This window comes from Streptomyces spiramenti (assembly GCF_012034385.1).
Classification (GTDB): Bacteria; Actinomycetota; Actinomycetes; order Streptomycetales; family Streptomycetaceae; genus Streptomyces; species Streptomyces spiramenti.
The window spans coordinates 1-4,098 of record NZ_JAAVJB010000337.1; the positions used below are offsets into that span (position 1 = coordinate 1).

The 4,098-nt window shown below is 75.6% G+C and carries 4 protein-coding genes; 2 read left to right on the forward strand and 2 right to left on the reverse strand.

The window, feature by feature from the left end; genetic code table 11:
- Positions 1-458, forward strand: a 458-nt coding sequence (locus HCJ92_RS25215; protein WP_245241161.1) for an ATP-binding protein, incomplete at its 5' end; no start/stop codon positions are given.
- A 230-nt stretch (positions 459-688) separates the two neighbouring features.
- Here HCJ92_RS25215 and HCJ92_RS22770 read toward each other — a convergent pair.
- Positions 689-1,978, reverse strand: coding sequence for a flavin-containing monooxygenase (locus HCJ92_RS22770; RefSeq protein WP_167935493.1), 1,290 nt, complete (start codon positions 1,976-1,978; stop codon positions 689-691).
- A gap of 178 nt (positions 1,979-2,156) precedes the next feature.
- Positions 2,157-2,804, reverse strand: a complete 648-nt coding sequence (locus tag HCJ92_RS22775) for a TetR family transcriptional regulator (RefSeq protein ID WP_167935494.1) — start codon at positions 2,802-2,804, stop codon at positions 2,157-2,159.
- 278 nt (positions 2,805-3,082) lie between these two features.
- Here HCJ92_RS22775 and HCJ92_RS22780 point away from each other — a divergent pair.
- Positions 3,083-4,098, forward strand: a 1,016-nt coding sequence (locus HCJ92_RS22780) for a serine/threonine-protein kinase (protein WP_245241163.1), incomplete at its 3' end; no start/stop codon positions are given.

A 4,098-nucleotide genomic window follows, 5' to 3' on the forward strand; every position in this document is an offset into this window, starting at 1 on the left:
GTGCCGAGGGGGCGCGCGGATCCGCGCGCCCCGGTGTCGAGGACACCGCGGCCGGCGGCGCCCCCGGCAGCTCCCCGGCCCACGCCGCCGAGGCGGCACGGCCCGCAGTGGTCCGTCCCCCCGGACGCACCGAAGGCTGTGACGCGGGGGCGGGCGGCGCCCCCGCGAAGTGGGTGCGGGTCGGTGCCGAGGTGCCCGCTCTCTCGGCCGGGGTCTGCCCGCTGACGGGGCGGCCGACGCTCCGGCTGGAGGTCTTCGACAACAGCAGTCGTGCGCCCCGGCGCCGGGCAGCCTGCCGGGACGACACCAGCGGGCGCGGTCTGGAGCTGGTGGAGCTGCTCGCCGACCGCTGGGGTTGGCGCCGGGAGGGGCGCGGCAAGCAGATCTGGTGCGAGCTGGATCTCCCCGCCTGCGAGGGCGGCGGCCACGCCGGGCGCAGGATTCCGGCCAGGTCCTGACCCGGCGTACCGGCCTGATCGCCCGCGGCGGTCTTCCGGTGCGGCGGTCGGGCTGCGTGTCGATGCCCGAGGCTCACCGGTCCCGCGCGGGGGAGCCGCGCCGTGCCACCGCGCCCGGCTCCGTCTGCGTCCCCGGATCCGACGCGCGGTCGGCCCTCCCCGGGGCTGCGTGCCGAGGTCCGGGGCTCACCGGTCCTGCGGCGGTCGGAGCCGTGGCTGTGGCCGTGGTGTCAGGCAGTCGAATCCGACTCCGCGGGGGGCGCCTTCGCCTCCGCCCCGGCGGCGTCCTCCGCCGCCGCGGCCTTGCGCCGTGCTCGGCGGCTCCGCCGCCCGGCTGGTTCGCCCTCGGGGTGCGCCGCGCGTTCGGCCGCGAGTCGGGCCGCGGCGAGTTCGGCGGCCACCGCCTCCGCCACCCTGGGGGCGTCCCGCGCTATCTCGCGGAGCATCCCGCTGATGGGGTTGGTGTACCCGGTGAACCGCAGACCCGGCGCTGCCGGGTGGGTGCGGGCGCCGTGCACCAGCGGCCTGCCGCCGTCGTCCAGGACACCGAGGTGGCCGACGAGTTCCTCCAGTCCCGTCCGGTAGCCGGTCGCGGCTATCACGGTGTCGGGGGTGATCTCCTCGCCGTCGGCGAGCCGGACCGCGTCGGCGGTGAAGGAGACCGGCGCGGCGACGATCTCCACCTTGCGGCGGCGGACCGCGCGGACCAGGCCGGTGTCGATGACCGGTATGGAACCGCCGCGGGCGCGGGTGTGGAGTCCTTCCGCGGGGCGGGGCAAGCCGTGGCGACCGAGGTTCGGGACGGTGCGTGCGACGGGCCGCGCCAGACCGTCGGCGAGGGGCAGCGGCAGGCGCCGGGTCAGCACCCCGCCCGCCTGGGCGGGCCAGCCGAGCGTGGAGCGCCGCATGATGTGCGGTGAGGTGCGCACCGCGACCCGGACCCGGGCGGCGCCGAGGGCGGCGAGTTCGACGGCGATGTCCGCGCCGGTGTTGCCGACGCCGACCACCAGGACGTCCCGGTCACGGAACGGCTCGGCGTCGCGGTACTCGGCGGCGTGCAGCAGCGTCCCGCTCCACTCCTCGCGGCCGGGCCACTCGGGCAGGCGCGGCGAGTGGCTGTTGCCGGTCGCCACCACCACGGCCGAGGCGTGGAGTATCCGCCCGCCGTTGGCGGTCAGCCGCCACCCGGCGGTCTCCTCCGCCTCGACGCGGGAGACGGCGACGCCCGCCGCCAGCTCCAACCGGTGGTGCCGCGCGTACCGCTCCAGGTAGGCGACGAACTCGTCGCGCGGGACCCAGCGGCCGGCCGATCGCGGTATCGGCAGCCCCGGCAACGCCGACCAGCGGCGCGTGGTGTGCAGCCGGAGGCGTTCGTAGTGGTGGCGCCAGGACGAACCGACGTCGCTGCCCCGCTCCAGCACGACGGCGCGCACACCGCGTTCCTTGAGCGCGGCGGCGGTGGCGAGCCCTGCCGGACCGCCGCCTATGACATGGACCGGGGATATGTCGGCTGTCGGCATGGGCACGAGGATACGCACGCGGTCGCACGCTCAGCAGGGGGCGTTCGTCGACCCGGTCGCGCTGTCGTGCGCCCGCTCGCGCGCCCTTGGCCGCGCGGCGCGGCGCGGCGACGGTGGCCCGCCGACACGCCGCACCGCGGTGCCCCCGGTGACAGGACCGGGTGGGGTTCGCCCGGTCCTACTTGGTGGGCTTGCGGCCGGTCATGCCCAGCTGCACCAGCGCGGCCAGGGTCGGCTTCATATCGGCCTGCTTGGCGCCCGCCGTCTGGAGGCTCTTGGTCTGGGCGGTGGCGCCGCAGACCATCGTCACCAGCGCCGCCGCGACGGCGGTCGCCGGCGGCTCGCCCGTGGCGCGGCTCTTGCTGCGGGTCTCCTCCAGCGTCTCCGCCAGCGGCTTGATGAGGGCGCCCTGGACGCGCGCCCGGATGCGCACGAACCGGCGGTCGCCCTCGGCGGCGCTGACGTCGATGACCCGCAGGATCGCCTCGTGGCGGCGCCAGAAGGACTGGACGCCGTCCACGAGCTCCTCGGACGCCTGCTTGCCCGCCTTCCCGGCCCACGAGCGGCCGGAGACCAGCGCGGACAGCTCGCCGCTCTCCTGCACCGCGTCGGAGGCCAGCTCCAGCACGGCCGCCTCGATGTCGGGGAAGTACTGGTAGAACGTCGCCGGGGAGGTGCCGGCCTGCCGTGCCACGTCGATGACCCGGACGTCCCGGTAGGGGCCCGAGCCGAGCATCTTGCCCAGGCAGTCCAACAGCTTCTGCCGCGTCGCCTGCCCGCGTCGCCCGGCCACCCGGCCGTCCACAGTCGTCACATTTCCTGTCATACCGTCAGCGTAGCTATACGTCACGTTTGCGCGATTCGGCAGCATCCGAACGGGTTTGTCGGATTCCTGGATCGTGGCCGTCGCGCCACCCGCCCCGCCTGGCGGGGCGTCGCCCCCCGGCGCCCGCCGCAGGCGTTCGAGCAGGGCGCACCCCGGTGCCGGAGTGTCGGTGCCGCCAGGAAGAATCACCATCGGCCAGGCCTCGACTGGACCGCGACGCCCGGCGCGTAGTGAGATGCTTCAACGGGGCGAGGAAGGCCGACGGGGAGGTGGCAGACATGGTGGACCCGCTGACGCAGCACGATCCGCGTCGGATCGGGCCGTTCGAGGTGCTCGGGCGGCTCGGGTCGGGCGGCATGGGCCTGGTCTACCTCGCCCGGTCGGCCTCCGGCCGCCGGGTGGCCATCAAGACCGTGCGCACGGAGCTGGCGGAGGACCAGCTCTTCCGGGTCCGCTTCACCCGCGAGGTCGAGGCGGCGCGCGCCGTGAGCGGCTTCTACACCGCGGCGGTCGTGGACGCCGACCCCCGCGCGGCGGTGCCCTGGCTGGCGACCGCCTACGTGCCGGCGCCCTCGCTGGAGGAGATCGTCAACGAGTGCGGCCCGCTGCCGCCGCAGGCCGTCCGCTGGGTGGCCGCCGGTATCGCCGAGGCCCTCCACTCGATCCACAGCGCGGGGCTGGTCCACCGTGACCTCAAGCCCTCCAACGTCCTCGTCGTCGAGGACGGGCCGCGCGTCATCGACTTCGGTATCGCCTCCGGCGTCTCCAACCAGCGGCTGACGATGACCAACGTCGCGGTCGGCACCCCCGCCTACATGTCCCCCGAGCAGGCCCGCGACTCCCGAGGGGTCACCGGTGCCAGCGATGTCTTCTCCCTCGCCTCCACCCTCGTCTTCGCCGCGACCGGGCATCCGCCGTACCACGGGGCCAATCCGGTGGAGACCGTCTTCATGCTGCTCCGGGAGAACCCCGACCTCGACGGGCTGCCCGACGAACTGCACCCGCTGATCGAGTCCTGCATGCGGCATGCCGCCGAGGAGCGGCCCAGCCCCGCCGACCTCCAGGCCCTCCTCGCCCCGCACCTCTTCTCCGCAAGTGACGACAGCGGCTCCGCCTCCGCGTGGCTGCCGGGCGGCGCCGTGGCGCTCATCGAGCGCCGCCGCGGCGGACGGTCCAAGCCGCCGCCCCCGCCCCTCACCGCCACTCCGGTCGCCCCCGCCACCCCGGCAGCACCGGCCACGCCCGTCGCGGCCCACGCCGTGCCGCTGTCGGCCGTCTCGCCGCTCCCGACCCC

What these genes read in the sequence shown, in the direction of transcription:
- HCJ92_RS22770 (WP_167935493.1), bottom strand. Translation starts at nt 1,978, where the DNA reads ATGCCGACAGCCGACATATCCCCGGTCCATGTCATAGGCGGCGGTCCG.
- HCJ92_RS22775 (WP_167935494.1), bottom strand. Translation starts at nt 2,804, where the DNA reads ATGACAGGAAATGTGACGACTGTGGACGGCCGGGTGGCCGGGCGACGC.